Below are 17541 nucleotides of genomic sequence, written 5' to 3'. Positions count from 1 at the left end.
TATTCTGACTCGTCCCATTTCATGCTATAATTATCGAATGCAGGAAGAATGAGAGGGTGTATTGCATATGTCGTTTGATGGCATGTTTACATACGGAATGACACACGAACTTAACGAGAAAATGTTGGGCGGACGAATTACGAAAGTCCACCAGCCATATAAGCACGAAGTGGTCCTCCACATACGCGCGAATGGAAAAAACCAAAAACTATTATTATCGGCACACCCGAGCTATTCACGGGTGCACATCACGACGCAAGCCTATGAAAACCCAAGTGAACCGCCAATGTTTTGCATGCTGCTGAGAAAGCATATCGAAGGCGGGTTTATTGAAAAAATTGAACAGGCGGGCCTAGACCGCATTATGATTTTTCATATCAAAAGCCGGAACGAAATTGGCGACGAAACCGTCCGAAAGCTTTATGTAGAAATTATGGGACGCCACAGCAATATCATTTTGACAGACGGAGCGGAAAATATGATCATCGACGGGCTTAAGCATTTATCGCCTTCAATGAACAGCTACCGTACAGTACTGCCCGGCCAAGATTATAAACTTCCGCCGGCCCAGAACAAAATCTCGCCGCTAGAGGCGTCAGAAGACGATATGTTACGTCATCTCAATTTTCAAGAAGGACGGCTTGATAAACAAATTGTCGAGCACTTTTCAGGTGTATCACCGCTCTTTGCCAAAGAAGCGGTTCACAGGGCGGGCCTTGCCAACAAAGTCACATTGCCAAAAGCATTGCTGGAGCTTTTTGCCGAAGTAAAAGAGCACCGCTTCATTCCCAACATTACAACTGTAAACGGTAAGGAATATTTTTATCTGCTGGAGCTGACTCATCTCAAGGGCGAAGCGCGCCGTTTTGATTCATTAAGCGAGCTGCTCGACCGTTTTTATTTCGGCAAAGCTGAACGAGACCGCGTCAAACAGCAGGCACAAGATCTTGAGCGATTTGTTGTCAATGAAAGGAAGAAGAATGCCAACAAAATCAAAAAGTTGGAAAAAACGCTGGAGTATTCGGAAAACGCGAAGGAATTTCAGCTATATGGCGAGCTTTTAACCGCTCATCTCTATATGCTGAAAAAAGGTGATAAACAGGCTGAGGTCATGAACTATTACGATGAAGAAAGTCCGACAATTACAATTCCTTTAAACCCGAATAAAACACCTTCTGAAAATGCACAAGCCTACTTCACGAAGTATCAGAAAGCGAAAAATTCGGTCGCGGTTGTCGAAGAACAAATCAGGCTTGCACAGGAAGAGATCGAATACTTTGATCAGCTGATTCAGCAGCTTTCGTCCGCTTCTCCTCGAGATATTAGCGAAATCAGAGAGGAGCTTGTGGAGGGCAAATATTTGCGCCCTAAGCAGCAAAAAGGGCAGAAAAAACAAAAACCTCACAACCCGGTTTTAGAGACCTATGAATCCTCATCAGGCTTGACGATATTAGTAGGGAAAAACAACCGCCAAAATGAGTATGTAACGACCAGAGCAGCAGCCAGAGAGGATATTTGGCTTCACACGAAAGATATTCCAGGCTCTCACGTTGTGATCAGAAGCAGCGAACCGGATGAGCAAACAATCATTGAAGCTGCGACAATTGCTGCTTATTTTTCAAAAGCTAAAGATTCGAGTTCAGTGCCTGTAGATTATACAAAAATCAGGCATGTCAAAAAACCGAGCGGCGCGAAGCCCGGCTTCGTCACCTATGACAGCCAGCATACCGTCTTTGTCACACCTGATGCTGATACTGTCATTAAGCTGAAAAAAAGCTGAGCCGCATAAAGAAAAGCCAGAGCATTGTTTGCTCTGGCTTATTTCTTTCTTCTTAGCTGATAGAGTCTGTCAACTTCAGCGACAAAATCGCCGTCAATCAGCTTATTCACCTGTTCAGCCAGCTCCTTTGTATGCTTTGGACTGGCTCCGTTTGTAGAAACAGATACCGTGACATGCCCTCTTTTTACGATTTTCGGCATGTATACATCGCCAAGCTCAGCATCACTGACACAATTGACAAGCTGAAGAGGCGAAGCGGTTTGAGCAATTTCTTTGTTCACTGCCGCATTATCCGTGGCAGCAATGATCAAAAAAGCATCGAGATAATCTTCTTTTTCAATTGTACGGGCGATCCACCTGATGAGGTGATTGGCGGCCATCTGCTTGATTTCAGGCTCAACATCCGGACTGACAAGCGTAATATCAGCTCCCTCAGAAAGCACCGTTTTCAGTCTTCTGAGCGCGATACTGCCGCCACCCGCAATGACAACCTTTTTCTTCCCCAGGCTAATGTGCAGCGGGAGCATATGAACCTCCGGCAAAATCGAATTTCCCCTCTGGATTTTCGGAAGTCTCTCCTACACGATTTAAAAATGCGTTTTTCACATGAGGGTGGAAACCGATATATGAAGAAAGGTAGATATTCGGATTATGAGACTTTAATTCCTGAACCTCTCGTTCGATTTCATTCATCAGCATACCCGTAAAGAGCAAATAAGGTACGATAAAGGTTGTCACGCCGTCAGCTTTTTTAAGTTCTGAAAAAACCTCTCTGTAATTCGGGCCGCATGCTGTCAAAAAGCACGGAATGACTTCCTTGACAGGAATCATCTTTTGAAGAAGATTGGCAATACCGGTTACGTCTCTTTTGACAGCGGGATCTGAACTTCCCCTCCCGATGAGCACGACTCTGGCATTTTCATACGGAACACCTATGTCCTTCATTCGGTGATATACAGCCTTGACCACTTCTTCATCAATCCCGATCGGCTTTCCGTATGAAACACGGATCGAAGGATATCGGGATGCAACACGCGCAATTTCTTCCGGAATATCCTGTTTTGCATGTGCAGCTGTTAAAAGAAGCAGAGGCACCACTGCGATATGAGTGGCGCCTTGTTTCACACATGCTTCAAACCCAGTCTCAATTGTCGGCTCCTGAAGCTCTAAAAAGCTGATTTCCTGTACAGGTGCAGGGACGTGCGCCTTGCACCCTTCCAAAAAGGCCGCGGCTTCTTGCTGCGCCTTTTTTACCCGGCTGCCATGGCCGACATATAAAATGGCTTGTTTCATTTTTACAACGCCTCGCTTAAATCTTGTTTTTTTAGTTCAGATTCAAACCATTCCAGCTTATAGTGATAATTTACAACATTTCCAATGACAATTAAACTCGGATTTTTAATATCTTCTTTTATCACCGTTTCTGAAAGGGTATCAACTGTACAAAAAACAGATTTTTGCTTGTCCGTTGTTCCCCAGTGAATAAAGGCTGCCGGCGTAGATCCGTCCCTGCCGTTCTCAAGGAGTTTTCTTTCAATCTGCTGCACGTTTTTGATACCCATGTAGATAACAAGTGTATCAATTCCTGTGGCCAGCGCTTTCCACTTTTCGTCAAAATCTTCTTCTTTTTTATAATGACCCGTTACAAAAGCGACGTTAGAGCCCGCATCTCGATGAGTAACAGGAATCCCTGCATAAGCCGCTGCCGCAATTCCTGATGTAATGCCAGGGATGATTTCAAACGGAATTCCGTTGTCAGAGAGGCATTCCGCTTCTTCTCCCCCTCTACCGAACACAAAAGGGTCTCCGCCTTTCAATCTGACAACGATTTTCCCTTTTTGCGCATACTTCACAAGAAATCGATTGATGGTTTCCTGCTTCATCGTATGAAAATCTGGAAGCTTCCCGCAGTAGATCAGGTCTGCTTGCTCTTTGGCATATTGTAAAATCTCTTTATTTACTAATCTGTCATATAAGATGACATCAGCTTTTTCAATGGCTTTCAGCGCTTTAATTGTCAGCAGATCAGGGTCACCGGGACCCGCTCCTACAATATATACTTTCCCCATCGTATTTCCCCCGATCTATTCGAGTTCTTCCAGAAACATTTACTGTCATGTTGTTCTCGCTTGCATTCCGGCATCTGTGAAGAACACAGCAGATCATATTAGCTCAATTTTCGTTCAACAAACTCGATGAGCTGGTTTTTACAAGCTTCACGGTCATGCTGTCCTGAATCAAGAACGAGTTCAGGTGCTTCTGGCTCTTCATAAGGAGAATCAATTCCTGTGAAGAAAGGAATTTCCCCGTTTCTTGCTTTTTTGTAGAGCCCTTTCGGATCTCTTTGTTCACAAATATCGAGATCGCATTTAATGTATACCTCATTGAATTCGCCTGCTTCTACAAGCTGGCGAACCTGTTCCCTGTCCTCACGGAAAGGAGAGATAAAAGCAGTAATCACAATGGTGCCCTGCTGGACAAACAACTTCGCCACCTCTCCGATTCGGCGGATGTTTTCTTTTCGGTCTTCGTCAGAAAAACCAAGATCCTTATTTAAGCCGTGCCGAATATTATCTCCGTCCAGAACAATGACTTGATAGCCCTGCTCAAACAGTTCTCTTGCAGCGGCATTGGCAATCGTTGATTTACCTGAACCGCTTAATCCTGTCAGCCAGAGAATGGAGCTTTTGTGCTTGTTTTTTTGCTGATACTCTTCTTTTGTAATAGAGGCTTCATGCCATACGATATCGCGATTTGTCACTGCCAGTCCCCCTTAAAATACGCCTGCTTCTTCTTTTTTCTTCATTCCTCTGATCAATACTTCTACGACTTCTGCGCGGCTGAATTCAGCAGGCGGCAGCACACCGTCTCTCAGCATGCCTCTCACCTTAGTGCCTGATAAAATGACGTGATGCTCTTTGCCGTGAGGGCAAGTTTTCGCTGTTCCCATATTACCGCACTTTTTGCAGAAGAAGCTGTGCTCGAATTTTAGCGGTGTAATCCCGAGTTCTTCAGGTTTAAATGTGTCAAACAGCTCCTGCGCCTCGTATGTTCCGTAATAATCGCCTACACCAGCGTGGTCGCGCCCGACGATGAAATGCGTGCAGCCGTAGTTCTTTCTGACAAGCGCGTGGAAAATCGCTTCTCTCGGCCCTGCATAACGCATCGCAGCTAAGAAGACACCAAGGAACACGCGATCTTTCGGATAATAATTGTCAAGAAGCACTTGGTAGCTTTCCATCCGCACGTCAGCTGGGATGTCATCAGATTTCGTTTCACCTACCAGCGGGTTTAAAAACAAACCGTCTACTGTTTCAAGAGCGGTCTTTTGAATGTATTCATGCGCTCTGTGAACAGGATTTCTCGTTTGGAAACCGACAATTGTATTCCAGCCATTTTCTGCAAACTGGCGTCTAGTTTCTGCCGGTTCAAACGTAAATCCAGGGAACTGTTTTGAAGCTTTTTTAATCAATGTGATCGGTCCGCCCACATATGTATCGCCGCGGCTGAACAGCTTTTCAACACCCGGGTGTTCCTGATCATCTGTTTTGTACACATTGACTGCTTCTTTTTGTTTGTCAGGCACGTACAGGTCTTCAATTTGTACCACGCCGTATGTTTCTCCTTCATACGTTAACTTTACCGTTTCACCGACTGACAGATCAGCTGCTTTTTGAGCGCTGACCGGGAGCGTGATCGGGAGAGACCAGACAACACCGGAAGAAAGTCGCATGTTTTCAACAACAGATACGTAATCTTCTTCATTAAAGAAGCCTTCGATCGGGCTGTACCCGCCGATTCCAATTAACTCTAAATCTGCAAAAGATATTAAATCAAGTTCAATTTCTTTATGAATGCTGCTTATATCATATGATTCATTTACTCTGTTTACTAATGTTCCTCCGTGAGGTGCTAAGCTCATAATATCCACTTCCTCCTAGTTAACATATAAAAAAACTCAGATTAATAATCAGATTCCCCCGCCTTGTTCATGGACAGATCGCCTCTCTTTACGTATGGCCTTCGTCAGGCTGACGGCACCCACCGTCGCTAAGAGCACGCTTACCATGATAAAGATTGCATAATAATCCGCTTTTAAAAACAAGGATACGAGCATATAAGAAATCGATAAAGATAAAAACGGCGATACAATCCATACCTTCAGCATCGTTTGAACAACTTGTTTATGGAACACATTCGGACCGTTTTTTGCCATGCCTATTCCGATAATAGACGATGACGTGACTTGAGCCAAAGGCACCGGCATCCCAAATACAGAACTGATGATCACCAGTCCCGCTCCTGTACTGGATAAGAGAATGCCCTCTCCTTTTGAAAATCTCGTAATTTTTTTCCCGTTTGTTTCTAATACCCGACGGCCTAATAACAGCGCGCCAATTGCAACAAAAACCCCTCCGTACCAGGTTCCTTTCGCGACATCCAGCACACCGGCCGCTACTAACGGGCCAACGGCATTCGCCACGTTGTTCATGCCGGCAGAGAACGCTTCGAAAAATCCGGCACCTAACAACGCAATGCCAAGGATTTTTTGCTTTTTAGACGATTTCAATTCAATCTTAAAATAACGAAACAGCTTATACACGAAATATGTGAAACCGAAAGCGAACAGCGGGACAAAAATCCAAAACGACACAATGACCAGAAGGCTGTTCACAAACAATACCTTGTAGGCCACTCCCACGCCGACAACAGCGCCGACCGTTACTTCACTTGTCGACAAAGGAATGCCGAGCAGGTTAGCTGTAAAGAGTGACAGCGCAGCGGCTCCAATAATAATGCAAACAACCGTCAGTGTAATGGTCTGCTCAGGGATAATCCCAGAGCTGATGGTTTTTACAACTTCGCCCCCGCCAATGACCGCTCCAGCGAGCACACCGACTGCGCACAGGATCAAAGCGTATGTTTTCTTTTTGATGGCTCCAGAGCCGTAAGCAACTCCCATCGAAGCTGCAGCGCCGCTTGCACCAATATTCATCGCGAAAAACAAGCTAAATAAAATAGCGGCTAATTCCATTTTACAGCTCCTTATTCATGCAGTCCGCATTCTGTTTTCGCCATACCATTCCATCTTCCTGAGCGTAAATCCTCTGCAGTAAAAGCTGGAGCGGTACAAGGCGCGCAGCCAATACTTGGATATCCTTGGTCATGAAGCGGATTGTAGTCCAGCTCATTCCGGGATGTGTATCTCCAAATGTCTTTCCAAGTCCAGTGGATAAGCGGACATACTTTTACTGATTTGAATTTTTCATCTTTGTTTAAGAAATTCGTATTGGCACGGCTCGGCCCTTGATCACGGCGCAGACCGGAAAGCCAGGCCGGATGTCCCGAAAGCGCCTCTCTTAAAGGAACGATCTTTCTGAGATAGCAGCATTGATTCGGTTCTCTCTCCCACAGTTTGTCGCCATATTCACCAGCTTGCTCCTCAAGCGTGAGATCTGGTTTTTTCAGGATGATATGAAGACCCGGATAACGCTCTTTCACTCGTTCAATCGTTTCATAGGTTTCTTTAAAATGAAGTCCTGTATCAAGAAACACAATCTCTGCGTCTTTTTTCACTTTATAAATTAAGTCAATCAGAACGATTCCCTCAATTCCGAAACTGCAGGCATAAACAAGCTGATTGCCGTAATGGCCGTATGCCCACTTTAAAACTGACAGCGCTCCTTTATAAGGATCGTCTTCCGGAAATGTAATCGTTGGCTCTTCCCAATTATCATACGTTAACATTTCTTCTTTCCTCCTTTCGGAGACAAACAGCCGCTTTCTGCTGATTGCCTTTTTCCAATTGTAATGTCATGCGCGGCTGCGGTGATTGCCGCCATCCCTTCTTCCTCTTAAAATAAAAAACTTTCAATCCGGCGGAAAGAAAGACAAGAACAGCATGCAGCCCTTATCTTTCAAAATGAATTTCATTTTGCTGGAAGTAGCACCTTACAAACTGTGCAGGTTGCCGGGCTTCATAGGTCCAGTCCCTCAGCCGCTCTTGATAAGTTTTTAGATTTGTAGTAAATTTTAGCACAATTCTAACATAAGTCAACCCGACTTTTTTTATAGGATTAATAAAAAAACAGACCTCGGGGCCTGTTTTCAACTGCATCAAGGCTTTGAGGTCTCTGTGCATCAGCGAAATTTATTTGTTATTTTTTAAACCAATCTTTTGACTCGGGATTTTGTTTCCACATTTTCAGCTTATCTAAATCCCCTGAATGAATATTTCCGTTTTCAAGCGCGACCTGTGTGAGCACATCATAATCAGTTAAAGAGTAGTATGGCAGTTCTGCCTTCGCAAACGCTTCCTGCGCTTGAGAAAGCCCGTACGTAAAGATTGAGACGACACCAAGCACTTCACAGCCAGCCGCTTGTAAAGCTGCCGCAGCTTCAAGCACGCTGCCTCCTGTAGAGATTAAGTCTTCAATGACGACCGTTTTTTGCCCCTTTTGCACAGCTCCCTCAATCTGATTGCCTTTTCCGTGCGCTTTCGGCTTGCTTCTCACATAACACATCGGAAGGTTCAAACGGTCAGCCGCCAGAGCAGCATGAGGAATACCGGCTGTCGCTGTTCCCGCAATCATTTCAGCTTCAGGAAAATGCTCTTCGACAAGCTTGCGGATGCCTGAGGCCACATCATTTCTGACTTCCGGGAAAGATAGCGTAAGGCGGTTGTCACAGTAGATTGGCGATAAAATGCCGCTTGCCCATGTAAATGGCTCGTTCGGGCGTAAAAATACAGCTTGGATGTCTAATAGATGTTTTGCGATGATTTGCTTCATGATTTGATTCCCTCCCAGTCGAGTCTGACGGCTTCATAGGCTTTTACTGGGTCTTTCGCTTTTGTAATCGAGCGTCCTACTACAATTGCGGATGACCCTTTCTCTCTTGCAATTGCAGGTGTCGCTACGCGGATTTGGTCATTCGCAGCGTCTTCTGACAGCCTGATCCCTGGAGTGATAGTCAGAAATGAAGACGGCACCGCTTGGTAAATGGCTTTTGCTTCATGAACAGAGCAGACCACTCCATCCAATCCGCTTTCTTCTGTTAGTTTGCTGTAGTGGACGACCGTGTCAATCAAAGGCTTTTCGATCAGCAATTCATCTTTCATGATTTGTTCAGATGTGCTTGTCAGCTGGGTTACCGCGATAAGGGACGGGCGTTTTTTTCCGGATGGCGTCCCTTCTTCTAAGCCTTCCAGAGCTGCTTGCATCATTTTTTTGCCTCCGGCCGCATGAACATTGACGAGGTCTATCCCAAGAGCTGCTAGGCGCTTCATCGCTTTGTGCACAGTGGTCGGGATGTCATGTAGCTTTAAATCTAAAAACAGCTGGCACTCTCTTTCTTTTAGTTGTTTAACAATCGACGGCCCTTCTTGATAAAAAAGCTCCATTCCAACCTTTACATATAACGGGTTTTGCTGAAAAGGCGCTAAGAACGCAAGTGTTTCTTCAGCTGATGCAAAATCAAGCGCGATGATGGGCAGGTCGTTTTTCATGGTTCCAGCTCCTTCCAATACATTCTTCAATTGATTCATAGCCGTATTGGCGCAATACAGATGGCAGCTGTTCAATCATGTCCGGGCATGCAAAAGGATTCACAAAGTTTGCCGTTCCGACAGCGACCGCGCTTGCTCCTGCGAGAAGAAACTCCAGTGCATCTTCTGCCGTCTGCACGCCTCCCATTCCGATAATCGGGATGTTGACAGCCTGACTGACTTCATACACCATGCGAATGGCAACCGGCTTCACAGCAGGTCCGGAAAGCCCGCCTGTTTGATTCGCTAATATCGGCTTGCCTGATGTTAAATCAAGCCTCATGCCGATTAATGTGTTAATCATCGTAAGACCGTCCGCTCCCGCCTCTTCGATCGCTGATGCAATTTCTGTGATATTTGCCACGTTCGGGGAAAGCTTCACATAAACAGGCACATCTGAAACCTCTTTAACCGCTTTTGTCAAATCGGCAGCCATTTCTGGGTTCGTGCCAAAAGCGATTCCGCCTGTTTTCACATTTGGGCAGGAAATGTTCAACTCAAGTGCATGAACGTTGGACGCTTTACTAATATGCGCCGCGACCTGTACATAATCCTCGACTTTGGAACCTGCGACATTGGCGATGATCGGCGTATCAAACTGCTCAAGCCACGGCAGCTCATTTTGCAAAACGCTTTCCAGCCCCGGGTTTTGCAGACCGATCGCATTGAGCATTCCAGCGCCAGTCTCAGCTACCCTCGGGGTCGGATTCCCGAAGCGAGGCTCCTTCGTCGTCGCTTTGATCATAATGGCTCCGAGACAAGATAAATCATAAAAACGCGCAAATTCTTTTCCAAAACCGAAGCAGCCTGATGCAGGAATGATCGGATTTTTCAAATCAAGTCCCGGCAATTTCACCTCTAGCATTACAGCGCCACCTCCTGAGCTTTAAATACAGGCCCGTCGAGACATACTTTTACGTAGGATGTCTCACTTTCGTTTGTGTGGCACACACACGCGAAGCATGCCCCAATACCGCAGCCCATTCGTTCCTCCATGGACAGGTAAACTTCTTTATGGGCATATTCCTGCTTTAACGCCTTCAGCATCGGTGTCGGCCCGCAACTAAGAAGAATATCAAACTCTAAGTTTTTCTGTTTTATCACATCTGTGACAAATCCGGTCTCCCCATAGCTTCCGTCAGCTGTTGCCACATATGTGTCTCCGTATTGCCGGCACTCTTCTTCGTAAAAAATATCCTTTGCCGATTGGAATCCTAACACGTGTATGACCTTTATCCCTTTTTCGCGCAAGCGTTTCGACAGCTCTTGGAGAGGCGGCACACCTACACCGCCTCCCACCAGCAAAGCCGTCTTTCCGGGTTGGACTTCATTGACAGGAAAGCCATTTCCCAATGGCCCGAGGACATCCACAAGTTCCCCTCGTTGCTTCAGAGATAAGAGTCTTGTCCCTTCCCCATCTACTCGATAAATGATGGTGACTTCATTTTTTTCAAAGTTGACGTCGGCGATGCTGATTGGCCTTCGCAAAAGAGGCGTAACCGCTTCGCTCACTTTAAGATGGAGGAACTGCCCCGGGGTTGTAAACCCTTGGACAAGTTCTCCTTTCAGAACCATTTGATACACCCGGTCTGCAATTTGCTGGTTAGAACATACTGTCAAATACGCTTTTTTCATATTGTGACTGCCGCCTCCTGATTTGTGTTGACTGCCGGCATTTGATCAGCACGGAATGTCATGCTTTCAAGCACTCGCAATATCGCTTCTGCCGTATCTAATGACGTCAAGCAGGCAACACCGTTTTCTACTGATTCACGTCTGATTCTAAATCCGTCTCTTGCCGGCTGCTTTCCTTTTGTCAGCGTATTGATGACAAACTGCGCTTCTCCGTTTCTGATCACATCAAGCAAGTTCGGGCCGTCCTGGCCGATTTTTCCGACGACCTTCGCTGGAATGGAGGCTTCTTTCAGATAACCTGCCGTTCCTTCCGTCGCTAAAATGTTGTAGCCGATCGCATGAAACCTCTTAGCGACAGCAAGCCCTTCTTCTTTGTCCTTATCAGCCACTGTTAAAAGCACGGAACCGTAGTTAGGGATTTGAATGCCTGAAGCAATCAACGCTTTATAGAGCGCTTTTTCAAGGGTGGAATCTTTCCCCATGACCTCACCAGTTGATTTCATTTCAGGGCCTAGCGTAATGTCCACTCTTCTCAGCTTAGCGAAGGAGAAGACCGGTGCTTTTACAAACACCCCTTGCTGTTCAGGCTGAAGGCCCTCGGCGTAGCCGAACTCAGCCAGTTTTTGGCCGAGAATGACTTTTGTGGCGAGGTTTGCCATTGGGATACCCGTAATTTTACTTAAGAACGGTACGGTTCTGCTTGATCTTGGATTGACTTCAAGCACGTACACTTCGCCTTGTGATAAGACGAATTGGATATTGAGCAACCCGACAATGTTCAGCCCTTTGGCTAATGCGATCGTGTATTGTTCAATTTTTTTCTGAATGTCTTCTGTGAGAGACTGAGGCGGATAAACCGCAATTGAGTCTCCGGAGTGAACGCCCGCCCGTTCAATGTGCTCCATAATTCCCGGAATGACAACTGTTTCACCGTCAGATACTGCATCCACTTCAATTTCTTTCCCGGTTAAATATCTGTCAATTAATACAGGGTGCTGCGGATTGATTTTGACTGCGTTTTTCATGTAATGAAGCAGCTCTTCCTCATGATACACAATCTCCATCGCCCGGCCGCCAAGTACATAGGAAGGGCGCACCAATACCGGATAGCCGATGTTACTCGCGATGCTGACCGCCTGCTCAACTGATGTCGCTGTTTTTCCAAGCGGCTGCGGAACACCAAGAGCTCCAAGCGCATGTTCAAATTTATCCCGGTCTTCCGCACGGTCTAGATCTTCTAATGAAGTCCCGAGGATGTTGACTCCGCGTGCAGAAAGCTCGTCTGCCAGGTTAATGGCAGTTTGTCCGCCGAATTGTACGACAACCCCCATTGGCTGTTCGAGATCAATGATGTGCATGACATCTTCAATCGTAAGCGGTTCAAAATACAGCTTGTCTGAGATGCTGAAGTCTGTTGAAACGGTTTCCGGGTTGTTATTGACAATAATGGCTTCATAGCCTGCCTGTTTAATCGCCCACACAGAGTGAACAGTTGCGTAGTCAAACTCAACACCCTGACCGATTCGAATCGGACCGGAACCAAGCACGATCACACTTTTCTTTTCTGTAACGACAGATTCATTTTCCTCTTCATATGTGCTGTAAAAGTATGGCGTTTCTGATTCAAATTCCGCAGCACACGTATCTACCATTTTGAATACCGGCGCAATTCCCGCTTGCTTTCTTAAGCTATAAAGCTCCGATTCTTTCATTTTCCACTCACGGCTGATGTACTGATCAGAGAATCCGAGTTCTTTTGCCTGTCTCAACACATCCGTATCGCCCGCTTTTGCCTTCAGTTCTTTTTCAAACTGTACGATTCCGAACAGCTTATGCAGGAAGAAAACATCGATTGCGGAAAATTCATGGAGGTCTTCTACCGTGTAGCCTCTTCTGTACGCTTCAGCTAAGTAGAATAAGCGTTCATCACCGGCTTTTTTAATTCGTTTTTCAAGAAGCTCATCTGAAATGTCAGCAGCGTCTTTCAATTCAAGATGATACACATCCGCTTCCAGTGAACGCACAGCCTTCAGCAGTGACTCTTCGAGCGTGCGGCCGATCGCCATGACCTCTCCTGTCGCTTTCATTTGCGTGCCGAGCTTTCTGTTTGCTGATTCAAACTTATCAAACGGCCAGCGCGGAATTTTGGAGACGACATAGTCAAGAGCCGGTTCAAATGCTGCATATGTTTTTCCTGTTACCGGATTCATCATTTCATCTAACGAAAGGCCGACGGCAATTTTAGCAGCAAGCTTCGCAATCGGATATCCCGTCGCTTTTGACGCAAGAGCGGATGAACGGCTGACACGCGGGTTTACCTCAATAATATAGTATTGGAAGCTGTCTGGATCTAAAGCGAGCTGTACGTTACACCCGCCTTCAATTCCAAGCGCGCGAATGAGTTTTAATGATACATTCCGCAAGAGCTGATATTCGCGATCGCTGAGCGTTTGGCTCGGCGCGACAACAATGCTGTCGCCAGTATGGATTCCGACCGGATCAATATTTTCCATATTACAAACGACAATGGCGTGGTCTTGGCTGTCTCTCATGACTTCATATTCGATTTCTTTATAGCCGGCGATGCTTTTTTCAAGCAGACATTGGTGAACCGGGCTTAATTTTAAGCCGTTCTCCACAATTTCTTTCAGCTCAGTTTCATTCGAGCAGATGCCGCCGCCTGTTCCGCCTAATGTATATGCCGGGCGGACAATGACAGGGAATCCAATTTGGCTGACGAAGGCTTCTGCTTCTTCCAGGGAGTGGATGATCTCACTTTCAGGCACCGGTTCATTCAGCTCATTCATCAGTCTTCTAAACAAGTCGCGGTCTTCGGCCTGCTGAATCGCAGACAGCTTCGTTCCAAGCACTTCGACGCCGCACTCTTCCAGCACGCCTCTTTCAGAAAGCTCAACCGCAAGATTCAAGCCGGTTTGGCCTCCAAGTGTAGGAAGAATCGCATCCGGTCGCTCTTTTCTGATGATTCGCGTCAGGAATTCAGGGGTGAGCGGTTCGATGTACACCCGGTCAGCCATTTCTGTATCTGTCATGATCGTGGCAGGGTTTGAGTTGACAAGGATGACTTCATAGCCTTCTTCTTTCAACGCAAGGCAGGCTTGCGTTCCCGCATAGTCAAATTCCGCTGCTTGGCCGATGATGATCGGTCCAGACCCGATTACTAAAATTTTGTTAATGTCTACGCGTTTTGGCATACCGCTTCCCCTTCTTTCTCTGTTGTTTCGATCATTTCGATGAATCTGTCAAATAGATGGTTGGCATCCTCAGGGCCTGGCGAAGCTTCGGGATGATATTGAACCGTAAATGCCGGTAATGTTTTATGCTTGAGCCCCTCAATCGTATCGTCGTTAATTGCGATATGTGTCACTTCCAGCTCTGTTTCGCTGATGGATGACACTGTATAGCCATGGTTTTGGGATGTTAAAGCTACTTTTCCTGTGGCCAGCTCTTTTACCGGATGGTTTGAGCCCCTGTGGCCGAATTTCATTTTTTCAGTATTCGCTCCGCACGCCAGCGCAAATAACTGGTGACCGAGGCATATTCCGAATAATGGCACTTTTCCGAGAATACCTTTGATCATTTCAATCGCTTCAGGCACATCTTTCGGATCCCCAGGTCCATTAGAAAGCATGATGCCGTCCGGTTTCAGCTGTAGCACTTCTTCCGCTGTAATGTTGTAAGGCACAACAATAACGTCGCATTTCCGTTTGTTCAGCTCTCTAAGAATGCCGTGCTTCATGCCGAAGTCAACCAAGACGATACGCTTGCCTCTTCCCGGGCTCGGATATGCTGTTTTGGCTGATACTTGGGATACTTGATTTCTCGGGAGTTCAGTTTCAGTGAGCCTTTTCAGCACTGCTTCGATATCTTCATCTGGTGCAGCGAATGTTCCTTTCAGCGCGCCTGATGTGCGGATCATTCTTGTCAGTTTTCTTGTATCAATTCCCTGCAGTCCTGGAATGTTCTTCATTTTTAAATATTCGTCTAAAGTGTATGCTGAACGCCAGTTTGAAGGCAGTTCACACAATTCTTTGACGACCAGCCCTTTTACAAAAGGGGTAATGGATTCGAAATCATCACGGTTAATGCCGTAATTCCCAATAAGCGGATACGTTAATGTTACGATCTGCCCGCAGTAAGAAGGATCAGATAAAATTTCCTGATAGCCTGTCATCCCAGTGTTAAAAACGACTTCTCCCATGCTGTGTTCTAAGCTTCCGAAGGCTTTTCCCTCGAATACCGCTCCGTTTTCCAGTACTAATCGTCTCTTCATTTGACAAGTCTCCCCTCTTCATAAGCAAGCTTCCCTGCCGCAATTGTGGCGACCGGCCAGCCGGTGCAGCTGATGCCGTTGAATGGTGTGTTTTTTCCTTTTGATAAAAATGTCTCTTTGTCGATCGCCGCTTCTTTTTCCAAATCAATTAACGTCATATCGGCAACTTGCCCCGTTTGTAATGTTCCGTATGGGAGACCGAACGCTTCGCATGGTTTGATTGTCATGTAATCAATCAGCTGTTTCAGCGACCAGCTGCCATTTTTGACAAAGTGTGTGTAAAGAAGCGGGAATGCTGTTTCTAAACCGACAATTCCGAATGGCGCCAGCTTCATTTCTGTGTTTTTCTCTTCTTCTGTATGCGGCGCATGATCTGTTGCGATAAAATCAATTGTTCCATCTAAAAGACCCTCGATTAAAGCAGCTCTGTCTTCTGCGCTGCGAAGCGGAGGATTCATTTTATAATTTGTGTCAAGTCCTGGAATGTCCTCATCACAAAGGAGCAAATGATGCGGTGACACTTCTGCTGTCACTTTGATTCCCGCTTTTTTCGCATCGCGTACGACCCTGACAGACTCTTTTGTGCTGATATGGCATACATGGTAATGACAGCCTGCCGCCTCAGCCAGCAATACATCGCGGGCAATATGAACCGATTCACACACAGAAGGAATGCCGTTGAGCCCGTTTGCTTTTGAGAATGTTCCCTCATGCACACTTCCTCCGTAAATTAAGGAGTTATCTTCGCAATGTGCAACAATCGCTTTGTCGATCGCAGCTGCCCGTTTCATCGCTTCATACATCATTCCTGCTGTCTGTATACCGACGCCGTCATCTGTAAAAGCAAATGCTCCGGCTTCTGTTAAAGCTTCAAAGTTTGTCATCTCATCACCGATTTGTCTGATCGTAATGGATGCATATGGAAGAACTCTGACGCATGAGGTTTCTTTAATTCTGTTTTGCACCCATTCCATTTGCTCCTTCGTATCAGGAACCGGCCGCGTATTCGGCATTGCCGCGACAGTTGTATATCCGCCGCGCGCCGCTGCTTTTGCTCCGGTTTCAATGGTTTCTTTCTTCTCACCGCCCGGCTCTCTAAAGTGGACGTGGAGATCGACAAACCCAGGTGAAACGAGCAATCCGTTTGCATCAATGACCGTTTCTCCCTCCGCTGCATCAAGCTTGCCGACTTCGGAAATGATTTCTCCTGTCACTCGAATATCCGCTTCTCTTTTTTCACCATTTTCGTTAAGTATCCAGCCGTTTTTAATGAGATATGACATACGCTGCTTCTCCTCTTTTCACTTTGGTTTGTAAGGCACGCTGTATCACTGCCATTCTGATAAATACGCCGTTTTGCATTTGCTTGAAGATTCTTGATTTTTCGCTTTCTACTAAGCTGTCATCAATCTCCACTCCTCTGTTTACCGGAGCAGGATGCATAATGATCGCATGCTGCTTCATACGCTCAGCCCGTTCTACGGTCAAGCCGTATTTGTTTAAATAACCGTCTTGGCTGCGAGCGGACTGATGTCTTTCATTTTGAATGCGCAGCAGCATCACGACATCGGAAGACTCAACTGCTTCATCCATTGAGACATACGTGCCGAATGTGTTTTCTTCATCCTGCCATTCCGAAGGACCGGAAAACAGTACGCGGGCACCCAGTCTTGCCAAAACCTCCGCATTCGACCTTGCCACTCTGCTGTGCTTGATATCGCCATGAATGGAGACGGTAAGACCTTTGAACGTATTGAACTCTTCATAAATCGTCATGACATCAAGCAGTGATTGTGTCGGATGCTGGCCGCATCCGTCCCCGGCATTCAGAATCGGGATATTCACCTGGCTGATAAGCTCTTTATAGTACTCATCTTCACTGTGCCTGATGACGCATACGTCCACACCGATTGATTCAAGCGTCCGGATGGTGTCATATAGGGTTTCGCCTTTTTGCACACTTGTGCTTGTTCCATCAAGGTTCAGGACATTCATGCCCAGCTTTTTTTCCGCGACTTCGAAGCTGAACCGTGTTCTTGTGCTCGGTTCAAAAAACAGGTTCGCTGCAAATTTCCCCGCAAGCCCATTGTCTGTGTTTCCGCTTTTGAGATCGCGTGCTGTTTGAAGCAAATCTTTGATTTCCTCAGTGCTGAGTTCACTCATCGTCGTTAAATGCTTCATGTTCTTTCCCCTCTCATTTCAACTTTAAGGCTGAAAAAACCCCGGTCTAAGATAGACTCGGGGTATGGTTAAATAGAGGGCAGCATTGAAGCTTCCTTCTCTTCATAA

The 17541-nt window shown here is 46.2% G+C and carries 16 protein-coding genes and 1 riboswitch; of the genes, 1 reads left to right on the top strand and 15 read right to left on the bottom strand.

What is annotated here, in order from left to right:
• Positions 1–67 precede the first annotated feature (67 nt).
• A complete protein-coding gene (gene rqcH, locus SC79_RS03540) occupies positions 68–1780 on the top strand; it encodes a tRNA modification protein RqcH (protein WP_039073919.1) in 1713 nt (570 codons plus the stop codon).
• Between the two features lie 38 nt (positions 1781–1818).
• Here the strand turns inward: rqcH and sirC are convergent, their stop codons facing one another.
• The 15 genes from sirC to SC79_RS03465 all read right to left on the bottom strand — a co-directional run bounded on the left by sirC (position 1819) and on the right by SC79_RS03465 (position 17433).
• Complete coding sequence (sirC, locus tag SC79_RS03535; RefSeq protein ID WP_039073918.1) at positions 1819–2307, bottom strand: precorrin-2 dehydrogenase; 489 nt, start codon at positions 2305–2307, stop codon at positions 1819–1821.
• The gene (gene sirB / locus SC79_RS03530; RefSeq protein ID WP_039073917.1) at positions 2288–3073 is read right to left on the bottom strand and encodes a sirohydrochlorin chelatase; all 786 of its coding nucleotides are present in this window, start codon (positions 3071–3073) and stop codon (positions 2288–2290) included. The genes sirC and sirB overlap by 20 nt, the downstream gene beginning before the upstream one ends.
• Before the next feature lie 2 nt (positions 3074–3075).
• Positions 3076–3849 carry a uroporphyrinogen-III C-methyltransferase gene (gene cobA, locus SC79_RS03525; RefSeq protein ID WP_039073916.1) on the bottom strand — a complete coding sequence of 258 codons (774 nt, stop codon included), beginning with the start codon at positions 3847–3849 and terminating at the stop codon, positions 3076–3078.
• Positions 3850–3947: 98 nt separating this feature from the next.
• Positions 3948–4541 (bottom strand): adenylyl-sulfate kinase, encoded by a 594-nt coding sequence (gene cysC / locus SC79_RS03520; protein WP_039073915.1) that lies wholly within the window; start codon positions 4539–4541, stop codon positions 3948–3950.
• Between the two features lie 12 nt (positions 4542–4553).
• Positions 4554–5702 (bottom strand): sulfate adenylyltransferase, encoded by a 1149-nt coding sequence (gene sat / locus SC79_RS03515; RefSeq protein WP_039073914.1) that lies wholly within the window; start codon positions 5700–5702, stop codon positions 4554–4556.
• A 48-nt stretch (positions 5703–5750) separates the two neighbouring features.
• Complete coding sequence (gene cysP, locus SC79_RS03510; protein ID WP_039073913.1) at positions 5751–6815, bottom strand: sulfate permease; 1065 nt, start codon at positions 6813–6815, stop codon at positions 5751–5753.
• Positions 6816–6826: 11 nt separating this feature from the next.
• Positions 6827–7528 (bottom strand): phosphoadenylyl-sulfate reductase, encoded by a 702-nt coding sequence (locus SC79_RS03505; RefSeq protein ID WP_039073912.1) that lies wholly within the window; start codon positions 7526–7528, stop codon positions 6827–6829.
• A 160-nt stretch (positions 7529–7688) separates the two neighbouring features.
• A riboswitch (SAM riboswitch) is annotated at positions 7689–7794 on the bottom strand.
• A 144-nt stretch (positions 7795–7938) separates the two neighbouring features.
• A complete protein-coding gene (pyrE, locus tag SC79_RS03500) occupies positions 7939–8571 on the bottom strand; it encodes an orotate phosphoribosyltransferase (RefSeq protein ID WP_039073911.1) in 633 nt (210 codons plus the stop codon).
• The gene (pyrF, locus tag SC79_RS03495) at positions 8568–9287 is read right to left on the bottom strand and encodes an orotidine-5'-phosphate decarboxylase (RefSeq protein WP_039073910.1); all 720 of its coding nucleotides are present in this window, start codon (positions 9285–9287) and stop codon (positions 8568–8570) included. The genes pyrE and pyrF overlap by 4 nt, the downstream gene beginning before the upstream one ends.
• Positions 9256–10191, bottom strand: a complete 936-nt coding sequence (locus tag SC79_RS03490; RefSeq protein WP_039073909.1) for a dihydroorotate dehydrogenase — start codon at positions 10189–10191, stop codon at positions 9256–9258. Before SC79_RS03490 ends, pyrF begins: the two co-directional genes overlap by 32 nt.
• Positions 10191–10961 (bottom strand): dihydroorotate oxidase B electron transfer subunit, encoded by a 771-nt coding sequence (gene pyrK, locus SC79_RS03485; protein ID WP_039073908.1) that lies wholly within the window; start codon positions 10959–10961, stop codon positions 10191–10193. The genes SC79_RS03490 and pyrK overlap by 1 nt, the downstream gene beginning before the upstream one ends.
• Positions 10958–14173, bottom strand: a complete 3216-nt coding sequence (carB, locus tag SC79_RS03480; RefSeq protein WP_039073907.1) for a carbamoyl-phosphate synthase (glutamine-hydrolyzing) large subunit — start codon at positions 14171–14173, stop codon at positions 10958–10960. Before carB ends, pyrK begins: the two co-directional genes overlap by 4 nt.
• Positions 14158–15252, bottom strand: a complete 1095-nt coding sequence (locus SC79_RS03475) for a carbamoyl phosphate synthase small subunit (RefSeq protein ID WP_039073906.1) — start codon at positions 15250–15252, stop codon at positions 14158–14160. The genes carB and SC79_RS03475 overlap by 16 nt, the downstream gene beginning before the upstream one ends.
• Positions 15249–16535: a dihydroorotase gene (locus tag SC79_RS03470; protein ID WP_039073905.1), complete on the bottom strand. Its 1287-nt coding sequence runs from the start codon at positions 16533–16535 to the stop codon at positions 15249–15251. Before SC79_RS03470 ends, SC79_RS03475 begins: the two co-directional genes overlap by 4 nt.
• Positions 16519–17433: an aspartate carbamoyltransferase catalytic subunit gene (locus SC79_RS03465; RefSeq protein ID WP_039073904.1), complete on the bottom strand. Its 915-nt coding sequence runs from the start codon at positions 17431–17433 to the stop codon at positions 16519–16521. Before SC79_RS03465 ends, SC79_RS03470 begins: the two co-directional genes overlap by 17 nt.
• Between the last annotated feature and the right edge of the window lie 108 nt (positions 17434–17541).

The sequence above is a fragment of the Bacillus sp. MSP13 genome, from assembly GCF_000815295.1.
In the GTDB taxonomy this organism is placed as follows: domain Bacteria; phylum Bacillota; class Bacilli; order Bacillales; family Bacillaceae; genus Bacillus; species Bacillus vallismortis.
The sequence above is the reverse complement of the archived record's forward strand: the minus strand, read 5'-3'. Positions and strand labels throughout refer to the sequence as shown.

What these genes read in the sequence shown, in the direction of transcription:
- rqcH (WP_039073919.1), top strand. Translation starts at nt 68, where the DNA reads ATGTCGTTTGATGGCATGTTTACATACGGAATGACACACGAACTTAAC.
- sirC (WP_039073918.1), bottom strand. Translation starts at nt 2,307, where the DNA reads ATGCTCCCGCTGCACATTAGCCTGGGGAAGAAAAAGGTTGTCATTGCG.
- sirB (WP_039073917.1), bottom strand. Translation starts at nt 3,073, where the DNA reads ATGAAACAAGCCATTTTATATGTCGGCCATGGCAGCCGGGTAAAAAAG.
- cobA (WP_039073916.1), bottom strand. Translation starts at nt 3,849, where the DNA reads ATGGGGAAAGTATATATTGTAGGAGCGGGTCCCGGTGACCCTGATCTG.
- sat (WP_039073914.1), bottom strand. Translation starts at nt 5,702, where the DNA reads ATGAGCTTAGCACCTCACGGAGGAACATTAGTAAACAGAGTAAATGAA.
- cysP (WP_039073913.1), bottom strand. Translation starts at nt 6,815, where the DNA reads ATGGAATTAGCCGCTATTTTATTTAGCTTGTTTTTCGCGATGAATATT.
- SC79_RS03505 (WP_039073912.1), bottom strand. Translation starts at nt 7,528, where the DNA reads ATGTTAACGTATGATAATTGGGAAGAGCCAACGATTACATTTCCGGAA.
- pyrE (WP_039073911.1), bottom strand. Translation starts at nt 8,571, where the DNA reads ATGAAGCAAATCATCGCAAAACATCTATTAGACATCCAAGCTGTATTT.
- pyrF (WP_039073910.1), bottom strand. Translation starts at nt 9,287, where the DNA reads ATGAAAAACGACCTGCCCATCATCGCGCTTGATTTTGCATCAGCTGAA.
- SC79_RS03490 (WP_039073909.1), bottom strand. Translation starts at nt 10,191, where the DNA reads ATGCTAGAGGTGAAATTGCCGGGACTTGATTTGAAAAATCCGATCATT.
- pyrK (WP_039073908.1), bottom strand. Translation starts at nt 10,961, where the DNA reads ATGAAAAAAGCGTATTTGACAGTATGTTCTAACCAGCAAATTGCAGAC.
- carB (WP_039073907.1), bottom strand. Translation starts at nt 14,173, where the DNA reads ATGCCAAAACGCGTAGACATTAACAAAATTTTAGTAATCGGGTCTGGA.
- SC79_RS03475 (WP_039073906.1), bottom strand. Translation starts at nt 15,252, where the DNA reads ATGAAGAGACGATTAGTACTGGAAAACGGAGCGGTATTCGAGGGAAAA.
- SC79_RS03470 (WP_039073905.1), bottom strand. Translation starts at nt 16,535, where the DNA reads ATGTCATATCTCATTAAAAACGGCTGGATACTTAACGAAAATGGTGAA.
- SC79_RS03465 (WP_039073904.1), bottom strand. Translation starts at nt 17,433, where the DNA reads ATGAAGCATTTAACGACGATGAGTGAACTCAGCACTGAGGAAATCAAA.